General features: G+C 42.6%; 5 protein-coding genes and 1 CRISPR repeat array. Of the genes, 2 read left to right on the top strand and 3 right to left on the bottom strand.

Translation table 11 applies throughout. The features are described 5' to 3' along the window. Positions 1-115: 115 nt before the first annotated feature. On the top strand, positions 116-322 hold the full coding sequence (locus NJ959_RS26730) for a hypothetical protein (protein WP_254014798.1): 207 nt from the start codon (positions 116-118) through the stop codon (positions 320-322). Positions 323-677: 355 nt separating this feature from the next. On the opposite strand, the gene NJ959_RS26725 is transcribed toward NJ959_RS26730, so the two are convergent. Then, a complete protein-coding gene (locus NJ959_RS26725) occupies positions 678-821 on the bottom strand; it encodes a hypothetical protein (protein WP_254014797.1) in 144 nt (47 codons plus the stop codon). A 39-nt stretch (positions 822-860) separates the two neighbouring features. Here NJ959_RS26725 and NJ959_RS26720 point away from each other — a divergent pair, with 39 nt between their 5' ends. Beyond that, positions 861-1517, top strand: a complete 657-nt coding sequence (locus tag NJ959_RS26720; protein ID WP_254014796.1) for a diguanylate cyclase — start codon at positions 861-863, stop codon at positions 1515-1517. A gap of 299 nt (positions 1518-1816) precedes the next feature. Then, positions 1817-2370: a CRISPR direct-repeat array (repeat unit 36 nt; unit sequence GTCCCCACTCGCTGGGGAAACTAATTGAATGGAAAC). Between the two features lie 220 nt (positions 2371-2590). Here NJ959_RS26720 and NJ959_RS26715 read toward each other — a convergent pair. Both NJ959_RS26715 and cysC read right to left on the bottom strand, forming a co-directional pair. Further along, a complete protein-coding gene (locus NJ959_RS26715) occupies positions 2591-2971 on the bottom strand; it encodes a DUF423 domain-containing protein (RefSeq protein WP_256529863.1) in 381 nt (126 codons plus the stop codon). 88 nt (positions 2972-3059) lie between these two features. After that, positions 3060-3614: an adenylyl-sulfate kinase gene (gene cysC, locus NJ959_RS26710; RefSeq protein WP_309242720.1), complete on the bottom strand. Its 555-nt coding sequence runs from the start codon at positions 3612-3614 to the stop codon at positions 3060-3062. Positions 3615-3985: the final 371 nt, after the last annotated feature.

The raw sequence follows: 3985 nt of genomic DNA, 5'->3' as shown, positions 1-3985 counted from the left end.
GTGATAAAAATCACCAAAACTTTTTCATTATTATCACAATTTCTTTTCCCTGGAGATCACAAGAAATCCAGGGGAAAGGGTTCATATTAAAAGTATCAAATATTTGTTTGTCATTATGATGTCTACCGAAATACAAGAATTACCAACTAGTATCGAAGAAATGATTGCGAAAATCCTAGTGACTCGGCAAATCACTCACACTGAGCAGCTACGCCTCAAATTTGCCCTACTTTATAAAGATGGATTGAATCAACAAGATCGAAGTCTTATCGATCGAGTATTTTATGGTATCCGCCATGACTTGCTGAAAGTCGTTGAATAATTTGATGATATGGAGATGTGCTAGGTGTTAAATTTTACCTCGCAGACACCTAGTTAGGACTCCTTGAATAAATACCCTCTACCCTGTATGATGACTGTCATGGCAATAACCCCTATATCTAGCGTATTTAAGACGATTTTATCCAACCGTAACAATAGGGATAGAGAAGTAATAATTATTCATAAAAAGTTAGATAACTCAATATTTTTATTTGAAAAAAGATAGGAAAATATAGACATAAATTTATCCAGTTTAGGACTGACACAGAAACCGGGTTTATTTACCAGAATAGGTCGTTTCACGGGAATAAGTCCAGAAACTGGCTTTAGTCACTGACAGTGCGGAATTCATACAGTTAACCGATGGGAGACTTTACCTCTAAGGGGTTGGAGGTGATGAAAGAATTATGATAAGCAAACATTTTTGTCCTTGTTGCGCTAGCACATTGCTGCGCCATATCTCTTGCCACAGGATTTACTGGTTTTGTGGCTACTGTCACCAAGAAATGCCTGTTATAGAAAACGCTTTAGACAGTAAAGTGAATAGACAGCTTGGAATTCCCCAAATTACGCTATATCAGCGGTTGTTGGGCGGATTGCAGCAACCGGAAAGGCTTTTTCCTGCCAGGGAAACAGTGGGATGGCACGATAGTCTGACTCAGTTAGCCAACCATCACCATTTTGAGATTTATCTTGAACAAGAGTGGCGGCGGATGGCGCGGGAAGAAATGCCCTTATCCCTGATTCTCTTCGATATTGACTTTTTCAGCAACTACAAGCATAAATATGGGGAAGCCACAGGGGAGCAATGCTTAGAAAAAGTCGCCGTTGCGATCGCAACTACTCTCAATCTTCCCACAGATTTAGTCACTGCTTATGGCGGCGATAAATTTGCGATTATTTTGCCCAATACCAAAGCTGAAGTGGCGCTTCGAGTAGCGGAGGTAATTCGTAGTGCGATAAAAAATTTACATGTTACCCAAAACAATGTGGTTTTAAGCCATAACATCACTCTGAGCGCGGGAGTGGCGAGTATGATTCCCAGTCAGGAATATTCTCCGGCGATGCTGATTACCGCTGCGGATAAAGCTCTCTATCAGGCAAAGATACAAGGATGCGATTCTGTCATCCTCCACGAGCAACTCCTGCGCCAAACCCAACTATCAGAGTCGAACAAAACTCTAGCATTACGGTAGTGTTTGGTTATTATAGCAACCGCCTTGGCGGTTAAGGCATCCAAAAACGGCAAAACCCATTCACAGCAATCATTTCACTTTTGACTTTTGCTATAGAATGTCTCAAACACCTTGGCGACTGCTTACCGCGCCGAGAAATGGCTGAAACCTTTATTCTGGCGTTGAGGCGGTCGGTTCCTTTCCCTGTATGGGTTTCAGCCATTTTTTCTCGGCTATTTGTCGAAAAGTTTTCCCCAAAATTGGTGGCGGTCGGAAAGTGCCTCTAGACGTTTTACGGGGTAAGGGTTTAGAATCAAGGGGTCCCCACTCGCTGGGGAAACTAATTGAATGGAAACTTCTATTACGTTCTGACAAACCAGTATTGCCTGTAAATGGGGTGTCCCCACTCGCTGGGGAAACTAATTGAATGGAAACAACAATGAAATCTTCTTTTTCAATGAATGTTTCGCGAGTCCCCACTCGCTGGGGAAACTAATTGAATGGAAACATGGTGTGAGTTGCTGCGCGTTGGTGCAACATTTTGTCCCCACTCGCTGGGGAAACTAATTGAATGGAAACTCAACTATTATCAAGTCGAAAAAATCTGGGTTAATAACTGGTCCCCACTCGCTGGGGAAACTAATTGAATGGAAACACCTGATCCCAGTATCCCTTAACTTCCCCTAATTCCCCTGTCCCCACTCGCTGGGGAAACTAATTGAATGGAAACGCTTCATTAACCTCCCAGACACCTTTATCTGGTCTCGTCCCCACTCGCTGGGGAAACTAATTGAATGGAAACGTTACAATGTTGCTCATGATTAATTGATTAGGTTTAGTCCCCACTCGCTGGGGAAACTAATTGAATGGAAACGAAGATTTCTTGAATGAGTTATAAAGTAAAAACTATTGAGTCAAGCAAAGGTTATGTATGGTGTGTTAGCGCAGCGTAACGCACCATCGGTACTCATCATAGCTATCCGTAAATCCTGTCCTAAGCTACTGTGGATCTAAATTACATATTGAAATGTTTGAAAGGGTTGCAGGGTGTGGAGTATGGGCTATGAAGATATACAAATTAACTCCGTGACAGCTTATTTAAAATTCCAGGCGGAGACAGCTAGACAGCCCCATCCTACTAAAAAAGCTACTCCTCCCAAGGGAGTAATTGCCCCTAGCCATTTAATGTCAGTTAAGCTGAGGGCGTACAAGCTACCTGAAAAAATTATAGTACCGATGATGAAAGCTGCACCCGCTGCTACTAGTGTAGATTCTCCTGTTTCAGTGCGACTTAAGAGTAATGCTACGAGTAGAAGTGCTAAAGCATGGTACATCTGATAGCGAGTACCCGTTTCAAAAATTTCCATCGCCCGTTGACTGAGTTTTTCTCGCAACCCATGGGCAGCAAATGCACCAAGAGCCACAGAAATACCGCCCAGAATGGCAGCGGTAGCCATCAGAATTCTAGTAATCATAATTATCTTAGTGATACGGCTAATTGCTAATGGTTAATCGCTAGTTAGCAATTAGCCATTAGCAATTTTAGCCTGCTTGTGTGGCTAACTATTTTTGAAGATAACCCATTTCTGTCAATTTATTCAGGACTTTTGCTACACTTTCTGATAATTCTTCTTTATCTGTGCGACATTCTACTTCAGGGTTTGCAGGTGCTTCGTAAGGATCGTCAATTCCGGTAAATGATTTAATTTCGCCAGCCCGTGCCCGTTTGTACAGCCCTTTCACATCTCGCCCTTCGCAAACTTCTAGGGGCGCATTGACAAAGACTTCCACAAAATCACCAATTTTATGACGCACCTCTTCCCGCATGTTACGGTAGGGGGAGATGGCTGAAACCAAAACAATCACTCCATTACGAGTCAGGAGGTGGGATACAAAACCAATACGGCGGATGTTCTCATCTCGGTCTTCCTTACTAAAGCCTAACCCTTTAGTGAGGTTGGTGCGCACTATGTCTCCATCCAAGACTTCTAGTTGGTATCCTTGCGATCGCAGAGTCTCTTCTACTGCCTGAGTAATGGTTGTCTTTCCTGCGCCGCTTAAACCTGTGAACCATACTGTCACACCACGCTGCGTCATGAATATTTTTCTCCTAGGAATTGATAGTTTTAAGTCTAATCCACTTCTTAATATACCATGTTGTTCGATCGATGTCACTATTGAATTACATTAAAACAAATTTATTGACAACAAGATAATATCTGATCTTATACTTAATAAAGAGAAGCGATTAGACAAATAAATAACTGTCAACAACCCACCGTTAAATCGGAGTACCGACTATAACGGGGGCTTGTAAGATAGCCCTAGTTGACTAGACTCAGGTAGAAATGCCTACGTTAGCGGCAAGTGTTCAATTTCTGCCCCGTTGGATGCGTAGCTACCAATGATTCCAGTTAAATTGCCTCAAGGGGGATCGCCCCTCTCCAGAAGGCGGTTAAAACCGCATCTACACAAACAAAACCCGCCTG

The organism is Limnofasciculus baicalensis BBK-W-15 (genome assembly GCF_024178385.1).
Lineage (GTDB): Bacteria > Cyanobacteriota > Cyanobacteriia > Cyanobacteriales > Coleofasciculaceae > Limnofasciculus > Limnofasciculus baicalensis.
Note: the sequence above shows the minus strand (reverse complement) of the source record. Positions and strands in the feature narration are given on the sequence as shown.